This window comes from Flavobacterium esculini (genome assembly GCF_048284325.1).
Classification (GTDB): Bacteria; Bacteroidota; Bacteroidia; order Flavobacteriales; family Flavobacteriaceae; genus Flavobacterium.
Map to the genome: position 1 here is coordinate 18,428 of NZ_JBLVPI010000004.1, position 14,460 is coordinate 32,887.

Sequence of the window (14,460 nt, forward strand, 5' to 3'; positions counted from 1 at the left end):
CTGTTAATTTTAAATTTGCAGAATGAATTGTATTAAGAAAACAGTTGTTTTTATTGGACTTTCAATGGTTTTATTATTTGCTTTTAATGCGAACCAATCTCCTATTGAAAAAATTCAAATAGAAAAAACCAGTACTTCCTTTTCTCCTGACAGCATTCATTCTTCGGTTTTTATCCAGCCCCACGCAAACAATGTAGTTGGATTCCATTATAAAACTACCGAATATACAATTACAAAATATCTTGAAAATTTTCAAATTGCAATTCTGGATTTTAAAGTCCTAAAATTCTTTTCTCGTCATGCGAAACAAGACATCAATCGATGTGAAATGGTTTCGCTCCTACTCTTTCCTTTCCATTATTTTTGGTGATTTAAAGCCCTGATTCCGTAATTAGAAGATACACTTATCTTTCTTTTTCGATTGGATTCCATTTGGTTTTCAATCGAATTAATCATGCTTTACAAATAACTCAAAAAATAAAAAAATGGATACATCCGTAACTATAATAGGCATTGTAATAACAATCTTAATAGGCATTCCGCTCTTCTTTGTATTTCGCTCAAATGTCATTAACAAAAATAAAATCAAGGAGATAAAAAAGAAATACAGTCGTAATAATCATTCCAATTTTGGATTGACCGAAACCCAAAACAAAAAAGTATTGGCGTTGGACGAAAAAAACAAAGGCTTCCTTTTAATGGATTTTAACGCTCCGGAAGAAGTAGTCACTTTTGTAAATTTAAATGATATTGCTTCTTGCAAACTGGTTGCTACAACTGAAAATAATTCGGCTAAAATCATAAAAATCGAATTTGAATTTGGATACAAAGAAGCCCATAAAAAAGAATTAGTTCAATTTTACACTATTGAAAATGAAATAATTGACCAGGAATGTTTATACGAAGACCATGTATTGGCACAAAAATGGACAAAAATTATTACCGATTGCATTTCTTAAATTAATTATTATTCACTAAAAGAGACTGTTCCAAAAGATAGTCTCTTTTTTTATAAATGCTATTTTTAATATGATAATTATCATTTTAAATTTTCAGGAGTACTACTACTTTTGGGTTATGCAAAATGACTTTACTATGAAAAATTCTCTAATTCAAAAATACAATGTTCCAGGTCCTAGATATACTAGTTACCCAACGGTTCCTTATTGGGATGAAACTGATTTTTCGAATGAAATTTGGGTAGGAACTTTAAAAGAATCATTTACAGCAAGTAATAATTCGGAAGGAATCAGTTTGTATATCCATTTACCTTTTTGCGAAAGTTTATGCACTTTTTGTGGTTGTAACAAGCGTATTACAAAAAATCATGCTGTCGAAAATCCATATATGGATGCCGTTTTGAAAGAATGGGCTTTATATTGTAAAATCCTTGGAGAAAAACCAACCATCAAAGAAATTCATTTAGGCGGTGGAACTCCCACATTTTTCTCTACTAAAAATCTGGAAGATTTAATAAATGGTATTTTTAGTTATGCCAATAAAGCCAAAGACTATGAGTTTAGTTTTGAAGGACATCCAAACAATACCTCACATGAACATTTGCAAAAACTCTACGATTTAGGTTTTAGAAGAGTGAGTTTTGGCGTTCAGGATTATTCTGAAAAAGTTCAAAAAGCAATTCATAGAGAACAGCCTTTTCACAATGTTGCAAAAGTTACCTTTTGGGCCAGAGAAATTGGTTATACCTCCATTGGTCATGATATTATTTTTGGTTTGCCGTTTCAGGAAATTGAAGATATAATCGATACCATTGAGAAAACAAAATCATTACAACCCGATCGATTGGCGTTTTATAGTTACGCTCACGTTCCCTGGATTAAAGGAAATGGACAACGCGGATTTAATGATGAAGACATTCCAAAAGATTATAAAAAGCAACTGCTGTATGAAACGGGCAAAAAATTATTATACGAAAATGGATATCATGAAATAGGAATGGATCATTTTGCTTTGAAAACGGACAGTTTACATGACGCTTTCCAAAACGGGAAATTGCATCGCAATTTTATGGGATACAGCTCCTCAAAAACACAATTGATGATCGGTTTGGGTGTTTCCTCCATTAGTGACAGCTGGTATAGTTTTGCCCAAAATGTAAAAAATCTGGAAGATTACTATCAAATATTAGAATGGAATAAATTACCTGTTTTTAGAGGCCATTTATTAACCGATGAAGACCTCATCATCCGAAAACACATCTTGAATTTAATGTGCCAATTTGAAACTTCATGGCAAAATAACGAGAGCTATTTTATTGAAATTCCCGACATTTTAATTCAGTTGAAGGAAATGGAACAAGATGGATTAGTTATCATAAATGACAATACTATTCAGGTTACCGAAAAAGGGAAACCTTATGTTCGTAATATCTGTATGGCATTTGATTTGCGATTAAAAAGGAAAGCTCCAGAAACCGAATTATTTTCGATGACAATCTAGTGATTAGATTTAAATTATTTTTTAAATAATATTAAAAAATTAAACCCGAATTCCACAAATTTGCACGAATTAATTTGCGGAAATTGGTGGAATTCGTGTTTACTATACTAGAAGATATTTGCGTCCAGACAGTAGACTGAAAGCTTTGATTTTATATATTCAAAATTAATGACAGTTAGGATTTGCTTGCACAAATAAATTCATATTGGATGGAGAAATATAAGGAATTCCCAATCCCAACCCTCTCAAGATAAATAATACGCCAATGACTACAGCAACATAAGGAATTTTTTTTTGGATTCTGTTCCGAACAGAAACGGTCAAAAATGAATTAATATACACGACACTGCTCATCAGAGGAACGGTTCCTAATCCGAATAATATCATATACAAAACTCCCAGACTTTCACTCTGCATGGCAATGGCACCAAACAAAGCCACATAAACCATTCCACAGGGCAAAAAACCATTGAGTAAGCCAATAATGAATAGTGATTTATAACTTTTGTTTCTAAACTGACTACCTAAAGCCGTTTTTATTGTAGCGATTAATTTAAAAACTGGTTTCGAAAAATTATATTTAGCAAAAATTTTATCAGGAGTTAACACCACAATAATCATGGCTATACCTATAAATATAGATAGTTTCTGTTGCAGTCCGGCCATAAAAAAACCTTTACCCAGCATTCCAAAAATAAAACCAATCGTGGCATACGCCGTTATTCTTCCTAGATGATACGTGATAATTTGGGTAACTTTTTTTGCCTGATTAGTTCTATCTACGGGTAACATCATAGCAATAGGTCCACACATTCCTATGCAGTGAAAACTACTTATTAAACCGAAAATGAAAGCCGTGTAAAGCATTGTTTTAGTCTAATGTCATAAAGTCGAAAGCCTAAAGTCACAATGGATTTTAAGACTTTCGACTTTAGGACTAATTGATATAAATTGTTTCTTTAGTTAAATATGATTTCCCCTCATATTGCCATTCCATATTAATATCCCAACGACCGCCTGACAAACTTTTTTTAGGTATGAGCAAAGTAGCATCAGATAATGAAATTGGAGTTTCAAAATCTAATCTTTTGTTAGACGGTCTATAAAGGGATACTTTTCCTTTAATATTTTTTGGCACAAACACATCCGGAAATACAATTGTGATTCCATCTGAAGTACTATTTACCAATGGTTTTTGAGCCAAATTTTGCGCGTTTTGAATGCGTATCATTTCATCCCCAAAATGAGCATCATGTTTGTAATACTCTTCCACAACCAACTCGTTGTCATATTTTGAATCGGATTGCACCGTAAAAACAAAATATAAAATGAAGGTTATAAACAACCCAAAAGCAATGACGATTCCCGTTCCCCAGTTAATTTTCATAGTATTGTTATTTTTATATTTAATCCAAAAAACAGATCTGCTAATCAAAACTTCTCGGACTTAAAAAACTGGTTACGCTGGTTTCAATTTTTTTAAGTCCATCATAAACATCAATTTTTAATTTTGTTTTATCACTTTCCAATAGATTTTGATTGATTTCAATAAAAAAAGTTCCATTGTTCATTCCTTGTTTTGGGATTTTTATAGCTTGTTTTCCTACTACTTTTAAAGTTCCATTTATGCCAACTAATTTGAAATGAATGTCATTAAAATCAATGTTGGTCTTATTTATAATTTTAAAAGTATAGATGTTACTAATATTATCTCCTTTGTGTTGAAACAATTGTCCTGGTAATCTCAAAATACTGGCTTCTACATCTGTACGTAAAAACAATAATCCTATTAAAATCCCTGTCAAAATAAACAATACAGCGGAATAGCCTTTCATTCTGGGTGTGAACTTGAACGTTACTTTTTTCTCGATTTCATCTTCCGAAGCATAACGAATCAGTCCTTTTGGCAAACCCACGCTATACATAATGGTATCGCATTCATCAATACAAGCGGTACAATTAATACATTCCATTTGCGTCCCGTTTCGAATATCAATTCCAGTTGGACAAACGTTCACACATTGTTTACAATCGATACAATCGCCCTTTCCTGTTGTTGCTCTGTCCTCTTGTTTATTAAATTTAGCCCTACCCACTTCTTTTTCACCTCGAACAAAATCATACGCAACATTTATCGATTTATCATCTAATAAAACGCCCTGCAATCTTCCGTAAGGACAAGCGATAATACAAACCTGTTCTCTAAACCATGCAAAAATAAAATAGAAAACTCCTGTGAAAATCAATAAAGAAACTAAAGTACTTACATGGTTTTCGGGTCCTTCTTCAATCATTAAAAACAACGTATCGCTGCTGATCAGATAAGCCAGAAAGACATTGGCAATAAAAAAAGAAATAAGTAAGAATAGAGTCCACTTAAATCCTTTTTTCCTGATTTTATCACCATTCCATTCTTGTTTTTCCAAACGAATTTGGGCACCACGATCGCCTTCAATCCAATATTCAATTCTTCGAAAAACCATTTCTAAAAAGATAGTCTGCGGACAAATCCATCCGCAAAATATACGTCCAAAAATTACCGTAAAAAGGATGACGAAAACGACGCCAACAAGCATAAAAAGAACGAAAAGATAAATATCTTGAGGCCAAAATGGAAATCCGAAAATATTGAATCTCCTTTCCAATATATTGAACATCATGAACTGATTGCCATTAATCTTTATAAAAGGATTGGCGACAAGTACAGTCAACAAAAAGTAACTGACCCACTTTCTGTATTCATAAAATTTACCTGAGGGTTTTTTAGGGAAAATAAATTTTCGGTTCCCTTCTTCATCAATCGTTCCAATAGTATCTCTAAAAGCTTCGTCTGGTAATTTTGACATTTTTTTATTTTTGAATATTTAATCTAAAAAACTACGTTAAAGTTTTAGCCTTTGACATTGTTAATAGACTAACCTATTATTTTTTAACTTCAGTGCTTAAAGCAACCGTTTTAGGTGCATTCTCATCTACCCAAACTTCACCATCTGGTGCTTTTGGATCTTTAGGATTGCTTCCTTGTAAAGACAATATATAACTGGCAACATGCTGAATCTCTTTAGGCTTTAAAGTACCTTTCCAAGCAATCATTCCTTTTCCATCACGGCCTCCATTTGTAATGGTATGGAATAGATTTTTAATTCCTCCGCCCAAAATCCAGTTAACATCCGTTAAATTAGGTCCTATCTGTCCTCCAGCATCCGCTCTGTGACAAGCCGCGCAATTCGTTGTGAAAATTTCTTTTCCAGCCGCTAAATCAGCCGGTTCCGTCAATAAAACAACTGTTTTTTCATCCATTAAATCCGGTGCAGTTTTCATGTATTCGGCAATATCAATTTTGGCTTGGGTAACCTCTTTTTTAAGTTCCATTTCTTGATTGTCTGCTCCTAATAATTCAAATCGAACCATATAAATTAAGGCAAAAACAATACAGGCATAAAATGAATATACCCACCAAGGCGGTAAATTATTGTCTAATTCCTTGATTCCATCATAATCATGCTCTAACAATAATTCGCCTTCATTTTCTAATGGTACTGAATTTGTTAAACTTTTTATCAGATTTTTGAACCATTCTTTTTCTTTTAGACCCAAAGAATTAGCTTCTTCTAATTTTAGTTTTTGTTCCTCTGATAACAATTGATAGGTAATCGTATCAACGGCACTCATTGTAATTTCTATTGCTGTCAAAAGGAAAAGAAACACAAACAAAAAGACGGAAACCATTGGGAATTTTATAAATGCCGGTTTATCTCCAGAGTCAATAAAATATTCCATTGCCCCAAATACAGCAAAGAAAATAACTGGGACTCTAACATATGCTGGAATTAATTTTTTCATTTTCTAAATTTTAAAAAATTATACTATTTAATTGTCGTTCAAAGGAATTTGGCTCAATTCATTAATCTTTTCTTTTTTATATGAGAAAACCCACATACCAAGTCCTACAAAAAAGACGAAGAAAATTAATAACGATACGATTGGATATATCGCAACTCCGTCGATAGTTTCCATATTGTGTTTTATTTGTTCGAACATGACTTTTATTTTTTAGCTAGATCTTTTACTTTAATATCGGTTCCAAGTCTTTGCATGTAAGCAATCAAGGCAACGATTTCCCTTTCGTTCATTGGAACAAATTTTTCTCCTCTGGCTAATGCTTTTTTCTTGCTTTCATTGTAACTTTTGACAAAGTCAGGGTCGTTTTTCAAGTTTTCTTCAATTGCAATGGCTTGTTTTCTTAAATCCTCTAAACCACTTGCAACCTGAGCTTCTGTATAAGGTACGCCCAATGTAACCATGACTTCCATTTTCTTTTTGGTTAAAGAAATATCCATTGGTTTATTATCAAACAGCCATTTATAACCTGGCATAATTGATCCGGCAGATATACTTTGAGGACTCCAGAAGTGGTTAAAATGCCAATTGTCATTGTATTTTGCTCCCACTCTTAATAAATCCGGACCTGTACGTTTTGAACCCCAAAGGAAAGGATGATCGTACACGAATTCCCCTGCTTTAGATTGTGGCCCATACCGTTCCACTTCACTACGGAATGGACGAACTGACTGCGAATGACAACCCACGCAACCCTCACGAATATATAAATCGCGTCCTTCGAGTTCTAATGGAGAATATGGTTTTACGCTTGCAATTGTTGGAATATTGGATTTAACCATAATCGTTGGTACAATTTGGATTACACCTCCAATTAAAATTGCTATTGTAGCTAATAGTGTCAATTGGATCGGTTTTCTTTCTAACCAAGGGTGAAATTTCTCTCCTTTTACTCTTCCTGCACTAATTTTCAATAATTCAGGAGCTTCGGCTAATTCATCTTCTATTTTAGAACCTGCTCTTACTGTTTGAATAATATTATAAACTAAAACAAACATTCCAGTTAAGTAAAGGGTTCCACCAATAGCTCTCATCCAATACATGGGCATAATTTGAGTTACTGTTTCCAGGAAGTTACCATAGGTTAAAGTTCCGTCCGGGTTAAACTGTTTCCACATAGAAGCCTGTAAAAATCCGGCAACATACATGGGGATTGTATATAATATGATCCCTAAAGTCCCAATCCAAAAGTGGAAATTAGCCAATTTAAGAGAGTACAAACTACTTTTGGTCATTCTGGGAACCAACCAATAGATCATACCAAAAGCCATAAATCCGTTCCAGGCTAATGCACCTACATGAACGTGGGCAATAATCCAATCCGTGTAATGCGCAATTGCGTTTACATTTTTCAAAGACAACATCGGACCTTCAAAAGTAGCCATTCCGTAACCTGTGATCGCTACAACAAAAAATTTCAAAACTGGATCCACACGTACTTTGTCCCAAACTCCTCTCAACGTTAAAAGTCCGTTTATCATTCCGCCCCATGATGGCGCAATCAACATGATAGAAAAAGCAACACCTAAATTTTGCGCCCAGTTAGGCAATGCTGAATACAATAAATGATGTGGTCCAGCCCAGATATATAAAAATATTAAGGACCAAAAGTGAACAATCGATAATCTATAAGAATACACCGGACGATTAGCCGCTTTTGGAACAAAATAATACATCAATCCTAAAAAAGGCGTAGTCAGGAAAAAAGCAACCGCATTGTGCCCGTACCACCATTGAACTAAAGCATCTTGAACTCCCGCATAAACAGAATAACTTTTCATAGCAGAAACTGGTAATGATAAACTATTGAAAATATGCAAAACTGCCACAGTAACGAATGTCGCTAAGTAAAACCAAATCGCAACATACAAATGACGCTCTCTACGTTTCAGGATAGTTCCAATCATATTGATTCCAAAAACAACCCAAATTAATGCTATTGCTATATCTATAGGCCATTCCAATTCAGCATATTCTTTAGAAGAACTGTAACCCATTGGCAAGGAAATGGCAGCGGCAACAATAATTAATTGCCAACCCCAAAAATTCAGATTACTCAAAAAATCACTAAACATTCTGGCTTTCAGCAATCGTTGCAAAGAGTAATAAATCCCTGCAAACATAGCATTCCCTACAAAAGCAAAAATAACGGCATTAGTATGTAAAGGTCTTAATCGACCATAACTCAACCACGAAATCCCATCAGTTATATTGGGGAAAAGGAACATAAAGGCTAATGTAAGCCCCACTAACATCCCTACCACTCCAAATACAATAGTTGCGTAAATGAATTTTTTTACAATTTTGTTGTCATAATAAAACTGTTGCATTTCCATAATTAAATTTGTTTTTCTTCTATTGTTTGTATTTCCTTTTGGGTTGCTTTCTTGATTTCGTCGTCAAAAAGCATTCTGACCGACGGTGTGTAATCATCGTCATATTGTCCTGTTTTTACTGCGAAAATAAATGCAATAAAAAAAACAAGAGCTACGATTATACTGATGGAGATTAATAAATAAATGACACTCATACCTTACTTTGTGTTAAACAAAATTACATTGCTGTTTTCTAAAAAAATATGACATTTATCATACTTACACTTTTAGTCCAAATCATTAGCACACTCCTTTTAAAAGCTTGCATAATTCTATTTATTCCGCGCATAATAATTACTCATTACTGTCACAAAACTAAGAATCGTTATGGTACTCAAAGGCATTATAATGGCAGCAACCAAAGGCAATAAATTTCCGGTAACAGCAAATGATAACCCCACCACATTATACAATAATGATACAGCAAAACTCATTTTAATAGTCGTAATGGATTTCTTTGACAGTTTCAAAAAATAGTTCAGTTTTTGAAATTCATTGGCATCTAAAATAGCATCACAGGCCGGTGAAAAAACATTCACGTTTTCTGAAATTGAAATCCCTACGTTACTTTGTGCCAAAGCTCCAGCATCATTCAATCCGTCACCTACCATCATCACATTTTTACCTTTCTGCTGTAATTTTTTAATGAATTCTAATTTTTCTTCCGGTTTTTGATTGAAAATTAATTCCGTGCCTTTCGGCAAAAGTTTTTCTAAAGTTGACCGTTCTCCTTCATTATCACCAGACAAAACCTTAATTTGATATTTACTGCTTAAATTCTTGAAAAGCTCCTCTAACCCTTCTCTGTATTGATTATTGAAAATGAATTTTCCATAATAAACACTATTTATTTTTATATGAACAGATGTTTGCTGAATGTTCTTTTCTTCTGTTTTTTCTACATAAGCTGCTGAACCAATTTGAATTTGGTATCCAAAAATTTGAGCCTGAATTCCCTTTCCTGTAATTTCCTCAAAAGCATCAACTTTTAACTTTTTGGTTTCCTTTGCCAATTTATTTTGTAAAATCGGAACTGGTAAATACTCATATAACATTCTGCTCAACGGATGATTGGAGGCCCGAAGTACATTTTTAATCAGTAACAAATTTTCATTAGTTAGAACGTCACCCTCATACGATATATTCGATTTTTTATTGGTGGTAATGGTACCCGTTTTGTCAAAAACAATGGTATCTACTTTGGCTAATTGTTCAATAACTAAAGCGTTTTTGAGATAGAATTTCTGCTTCCCTAAAATTCGCAATACATTCCCGAAAGTAAATGGTGCAGTCAATGCCAAAGCGCATGGACAAGCAACAATGAGTACGGCTGTGAAAACATTGAAAGCAATAGTAGCGTCAATAGAAATCCAATATCCAAATACAGCAAAGGCAATTAATAAAAGTATGGTCGTAAAATAACGAGAAATTCTGTCTGTTATCGTTTTGTGTTTTTGTTCTACATTTTTTTGGAACACATCATTACTCCATAATTGCGTCAAATAGCTTTGTGAAACGGAATGTAAGACTTCCATCTCTATCACTTTTCCTATTTGTTTTCCTCCTGCAAATACTTTATCACCAGATTGTTTGGTAATAGGAATCGCTTCCCCAGTTACAAAACTATAATCTATTGCTGCTTTTTCAGATATTAAAATACCGTCAACAGGAATGAGTTCTTGGTTTCTAATGAGTAATCGATCCCCTTTTTCAACTTCGAAAACAGCGACACTTTCTTCCGAAGCATCTGTATTAATTTTGGTAATTGCTATTGGAAAATAAGATTTAAAATCCCTTTCGAAACTCAAAAAACTGTAGGTTTTGATTTGGAACATTTTACCCAAAAGCATAAAGAAAATCAATCCTGTTAAACTGTCAAAAAAGCCAGAACCATAATCCATCAGGATGTCGAATGTACTTCGCACAAACATCACAATAATTCCCAAAGCAATGGGAATATCGATATTGAGCATTTTAGATTTGATACTTTTATACGCCGAAACATAATAACCACTGGCCGAATAGAAAAAACTGGGTAACGACAAAGCAAAAATCGCACCTCTGAAAAAATCACGGTATTGGTCCAGCCAAAATTCCTTAACCTCAAAATATTCAGGAAATGAAAGCAACATGATATTCCCAAAACAAAAGAAGGCAACACCTAATTTATAGGTCAAACTTCTATCGATAGTGCTAGTTCCCGTTTCATAATTTTCAAGACTGATATAGGGTTCATAACCAATAGAGCTCAATAAATAAACAATCGTTTTTATTGAAACTGCTTCGGGATTGAAAGTGATTCGAACGCTCTTTTCAGGAAAATTGACCTGAGAAGTACTTATTCCTTTTTGAAGACGCTGTAGATTTTCCAGAATCCAAATACACGAACTGCAATGAATATGAGGAATATTAAGTGAAATAATAGCGGTTGAATTTTCTTGAAACTCCAAAAGTTTAGAAACTATACTTTCATTATCTAAAAAATCATATTTACCATTACTATCTTGCGGGGTTGCTCCAGGGGATTTTTCAAAATCATAATAACAAGTCAAATCATTGAGGCTAAAAATTTCGTATACGCTTTTACAACCATTGCAACAAAATTTTTTGGCATCAAAAATAATTTGATCTTCTTTTATAACATCTAACCCACAATGGAAACAGTTTTGTGTGTCCATAACTTTGCTCATTTTACCTTGAACAAAGGTCACAAATGGAATACGTTAAAAATATGACATTTATCATATTAAAAAGTTATTTTTGTAACGCAAACCAAATGACAAACAAGATGAGCAAATGCGAACAATGTATCGTTAGAGAATTTAGCTCTTTGAAAGCACTTACTAAAAATGAATTAGTACATCTTGCGGATTGTAAAACCTCCCATATTATAAAAAAAGGAACTATTATTTTTGAGGAAGGTGAAAATGTGAATGGAATTTATTGCATAAAAGAGGGTGTATGCAAACTAACCAAATTAAGCCCCAACGGTAAGGATCACATTGTAAAACTAGTTACAAAAGGAGAATTGTTAGGACAACGTTCCATGATCAGTGACGAACCCGTAAATTTAAGTGCTATTGCCCTTGAAGACATGGAAGTTTGTTTCATTCCAAAAGCCGAAGTAATGAGTTTCTTTGACAAAAACAATCAGTTTTCGATGAATGTGATGAAAACTATTTGTGGAGACCTAAAAGAGGCTGATGATCATATGGTCAATTTGGCACAAAAAACAGTCAAAGAAAGATTAGCAGAAACACTTCTTTATTTAGACGATACTTTCGGAAAAAATGAAGATAACTCCTTAAAAGTCCAACTTTCAAGAGAAGAATTAGCCAGTATGATTGGTACGGCCACCGAAAGCTGTATTCGATTATTATCAGATTTTAAAAAATTAGGATTGATTGAATTGACTGGTAAAAAGATTATTTTAAAAGAAATCAATGCCCTAAAAAAATTAGCAGAGTAATTTTAATCATTTAGCACTGTTCATTAAAAAACTGAACACTATAATTTCTTTGTTTCTTCCCAAAATTTGAGTTATTTGGAAATCTATGATTTCCAATTACTATTTATTAGGAAGACGCTTCGCTTCTTCCCAAAAAACATCCATTTCTGCAAGTGTCATATCCATCAATGGTTTTCCTAATTCTCCCGCTTTACTTTCTAAATATTGAAAGCGCTTAATAAATTTTTTATTGGTTCGTTCCAAAGCATCTTCGGGATTTACATTTAGAAATCGAGCATAATTTATCATTGAAAACAAAACATCTCCAAACTCGGCTTCTATTTTATCCTGATCACCAGCTTGAACCTCAACTTGCAACTCTTCTAATTCTTCCTGAACTTTATCCCAAACCTGATGCGATTCTTCCCAGTCAAATCCTACTCCTTTTACTTTATCTTGAATTCTGCTTGCTTTTACTAATGCGGGTAAACTTTTGGGCACACCCTCCAAAACTGATTTTTTACCTTCTTTGAGTTTCAGTTTTTCCCAGTTTTGCTTCACCTCTTCTTCATCTTTTACAACTACATCACTATAAATATGTGGATGACGGTGAATTAATTTTTCACAAATTTCATTGCATACATCTGCCATGTCAAAATCATTGGTTTCGCTTCCTATTTTGGCATAAAAAACAATATGCAATAACAAATCCCCTAATTCTTTTTTGACTTCATTTAAATCATTATCTAAAATAGCATCGCCTAATTCGTAGGTCTCTTCTATGGTAAGATGACGCAAAGTTTGCATGGTTTGCTTTTTGTCCCAAGGGCATTTTTCCCGCAAATCGTCCATAATATCTAATAATCTTTCGAAAGCTTGCAGTTGGTTTTGTCTTGAATTCATAAGAAATGATTTTTTGTAAAAATAAAAAATCCTGTTCAGGAAAATAGCTGAACAGGATCAAATAGTATATTAAATAGAAACTACTCTTTTGGAGCTTTTGCTTTTGTTGCTGGAGCTTTCACTTCTGTCTCTTCAGCAACAGCAACAAGCTCTTCGGCAGCTGGCGTTTCTTCAGTTGTAGCAGATACTTCATCAGTAACTAATCCTTTTGCCTGAAGCATATTATACCAGTTTAAAATTTTCTTAATATCTGATGGATAAACTCTTTCTTCATCATAATCAGGTAAAATTTCTTTAAAATAAGCCGTTAATGTAGCATTATCTTCTTTATGAGAAATCGCCGCACCTTTATTTTCTTTATCTGCAATTTTTTGCATGACATCAGCTAATGGTTTTTCGCCTTCATACGTATAAACTGAAATCTCGGACAATAAACTCACATTACTTTTTAAATTTACTGTAATTTTTTTTCCGTCCACTAATGATTCTGCAACAAACCCAGTGCGTGTTTGTACTCTCAAAATGTATAAACCCGGTTTCCCGGAAATGGATAATATTTTTTCTAAATTCATTTTTTTGTAATTATTTATTAAGAATTTGACTTATTTATTTTTTCATTAAAAACCAAAAACCATACCAAGCTAAAGCTATATATGGAAATTTATCTTCCTTTTTTGGCAAAAAATTTCATTCGGTACTCTTGGAATGTTTTGCCTTCTAAGATATTTTTCAATTTCTTTTGAATCAAACGTTTTTTCAATGTCGAAATTTTGTCTGTAAACAAAACCCCTTCGATATGATCGTATTCGTGTTGTATTACTCTGGCGATTAATCCTTCGAATACTTCGGTTTTCATTACAAAATCCTCTTCGCAATACTCAATAGTTATGGTTGGATTTCGATAGACATCTTCACGAACATCTGGAATACTCAAACATCCTTCGTTGAAACTCCATTCTGGACCTTCTTCTTTTATCATTTTTGCATTGATAAAAGTTTTTTTGAATCCTTTCAGTTCTTTTTGTTTAGAATCTTCTAAATCTTCATCATCACTAAAAGGTGTTGTATCGATTACAAATAAACGAACTGCTAATCCTACTTGCGGTGCAGCAAGTCCGACACCGTAAGCATTGTACATCGTTTCGTACATATTGGCAATTATTTCTTTCAAGTTGGGATGTTCTGGCGAAAGAACTTCTCCTACTTTTCTTAAAACAGGATCACCATATCCTATAATTGGTAAAATCATTATTTTTGTATTAGGTAATATCTACTAAAATCCGAATATACTTCCTTTAATTCAGTCTGCAAAAATAGTAAAAAAATAGACAATCATTAATCCTGAATTGATAATTAGTGTTTTTTTACGATTAA

The 14,460-nt window shown here is 33.3% G+C and carries 15 protein-coding genes; 4 read left to right on the forward strand and 11 right to left on the reverse strand.

Going from position 1 to position 14,460, the window contains the following annotated elements:
• Positions 1-22 precede the first annotated feature (22 nt).
• From ACNQGG_RS04650 to hemN, 3 genes are all read left to right on the forward strand, one after another.
• On the forward strand, positions 23-370 hold the full coding sequence (locus ACNQGG_RS04650) for a hypothetical protein (protein WP_417961870.1): 348 nt from the start codon (positions 23-25) through the stop codon (positions 368-370).
• 115 nt (positions 371-485) lie between these two features.
• Entirely contained in the window at positions 486-959 is a 474-nt protein-coding gene (locus tag ACNQGG_RS04655; protein ID WP_417961871.1) for a hypothetical protein, read from the forward strand.
• Between the two features lie 136 nt (positions 960-1,095).
• Entirely contained in the window at positions 1,096-2,460 is a 1,365-nt protein-coding gene (gene hemN, locus ACNQGG_RS04660; RefSeq protein ID WP_417961872.1) for an oxygen-independent coproporphyrinogen III oxidase, read from the forward strand.
• Between the two features lie 165 nt (positions 2,461-2,625).
• On the opposite strand, the gene ACNQGG_RS04665 is transcribed toward hemN, so the two are convergent.
• The 8 genes from ACNQGG_RS04665 to ACNQGG_RS04700 form a co-directional block, all read right to left on the reverse strand.
• Complete coding sequence (locus ACNQGG_RS04665) at positions 2,626-3,327, reverse strand: sulfite exporter TauE/SafE family protein (RefSeq protein ID WP_417961873.1); 702 nt, start codon at positions 3,325-3,327, stop codon at positions 2,626-2,628.
• A gap of 70 nt (positions 3,328-3,397) precedes the next feature.
• Positions 3,398-3,847: a FixH family protein gene (locus tag ACNQGG_RS04670; protein WP_417961874.1), complete on the reverse strand. Its 450-nt coding sequence runs from the start codon at positions 3,845-3,847 to the stop codon at positions 3,398-3,400.
• 40 nt (positions 3,848-3,887) lie between these two features.
• Positions 3,888-5,306 (reverse strand): cytochrome c oxidase accessory protein CcoG, encoded by a 1,419-nt coding sequence (ccoG, locus tag ACNQGG_RS04675; protein ID WP_417961875.1) that lies wholly within the window; start codon positions 5,304-5,306, stop codon positions 3,888-3,890.
• 76 nt (positions 5,307-5,382) lie between these two features.
• Positions 5,383-6,303, reverse strand: a complete 921-nt coding sequence (locus tag ACNQGG_RS04680; RefSeq protein ID WP_417961876.1) for a cbb3-type cytochrome c oxidase N-terminal domain-containing protein — start codon at positions 6,301-6,303, stop codon at positions 5,383-5,385.
• 27 nt (positions 6,304-6,330) lie between these two features.
• Positions 6,331-6,501: a CcoQ/FixQ family Cbb3-type cytochrome c oxidase assembly chaperone gene (locus ACNQGG_RS04685; protein ID WP_416856660.1), complete on the reverse strand. Its 171-nt coding sequence runs from the start codon at positions 6,499-6,501 to the stop codon at positions 6,331-6,333.
• 5 nt (positions 6,502-6,506) lie between these two features.
• Complete coding sequence (gene ccoN / locus ACNQGG_RS04690; protein ID WP_417961877.1) at positions 6,507-8,696, reverse strand: cytochrome-c oxidase, cbb3-type subunit I; 2,190 nt, start codon at positions 8,694-8,696, stop codon at positions 6,507-6,509.
• A gap of 2 nt (positions 8,697-8,698) precedes the next feature.
• Positions 8,699-8,890: a cbb3-type cytochrome oxidase assembly protein CcoS gene (ccoS, locus tag ACNQGG_RS04695; RefSeq protein WP_417961878.1), complete on the reverse strand. Its 192-nt coding sequence runs from the start codon at positions 8,888-8,890 to the stop codon at positions 8,699-8,701.
• Positions 8,891-9,007: 117 nt separating this feature from the next.
• A complete protein-coding gene (locus tag ACNQGG_RS04700; RefSeq protein WP_417961879.1) occupies positions 9,008-11,413 on the reverse strand; it encodes a heavy metal translocating P-type ATPase in 2,406 nt (801 codons plus the stop codon).
• Between the two features lie 110 nt (positions 11,414-11,523).
• Here ACNQGG_RS04700 and ACNQGG_RS04705 point away from each other — a divergent pair, with 110 nt between their 5' ends.
• Positions 11,524-12,204: a Crp/Fnr family transcriptional regulator gene (locus ACNQGG_RS04705; protein ID WP_417961880.1), complete on the forward strand. Its 681-nt coding sequence runs from the start codon at positions 11,524-11,526 to the stop codon at positions 12,202-12,204.
• Positions 12,205-12,303: 99 nt separating this feature from the next.
• Here the strand turns inward: ACNQGG_RS04705 and mazG are convergent, their stop codons facing one another.
• The 3 genes from mazG to def all read right to left on the reverse strand — a co-directional run bounded on the left by mazG (position 12,304) and on the right by def (position 14,335).
• Positions 12,304-13,086 (reverse strand): nucleoside triphosphate pyrophosphohydrolase, encoded by a 783-nt coding sequence (gene mazG / locus ACNQGG_RS04710; protein WP_282716924.1) that lies wholly within the window; start codon positions 13,084-13,086, stop codon positions 12,304-12,306.
• Between the two features lie 80 nt (positions 13,087-13,166).
• On the reverse strand, positions 13,167-13,658 hold the full coding sequence (locus tag ACNQGG_RS04715; RefSeq protein WP_417961881.1) for a DUF5606 family protein: 492 nt from the start codon (positions 13,656-13,658) through the stop codon (positions 13,167-13,169).
• A gap of 89 nt (positions 13,659-13,747) precedes the next feature.
• Complete coding sequence (gene def / locus ACNQGG_RS04720; protein WP_417961882.1) at positions 13,748-14,335, reverse strand: peptide deformylase; 588 nt, start codon at positions 14,333-14,335, stop codon at positions 13,748-13,750.
• Positions 14,336-14,460 lie beyond the last annotated feature (125 nt).